Raw genomic sequence first — 232 nt, 5'->3', positions numbered from 1 at the left:
CCGGTGAGCGTTTCCACATTCAGGTAGAAGCTCACGCCATAGACGAACCGCAGGAAGATCCCAAGCATGGCACCCAGCGACAGCATCCTTGCGCGCGGGATATTGCGTTGCGGATTGTCTACCTCATTGCTCATCGGGCAGATGAACTCCACCCCCACCCTCAGCCACATGGCCATGGCGATCCGACCGATGAAACTGCCATTGAGGACGGGTTCGAAACTCCAACTCACCG

At 57.8% G+C, this 232-nt stretch carries 1 pseudogene; it reads right to left on the bottom strand.

The window, feature by feature from the left end:
- Positions 1-232: pseudogene (locus tag VC352_RS25105) on the bottom strand (amino acid transporter); the annotation flags it as partial.

This window comes from Pseudomonas sp. C11, assembly GCF_034683865.1.
Taxonomy (GTDB): domain Bacteria; phylum Pseudomonadota; class Gammaproteobacteria; order Pseudomonadales; family Pseudomonadaceae; genus Aquipseudomonas.
This window is presented reverse-complemented; position numbering and strand designations above follow the sequence as displayed.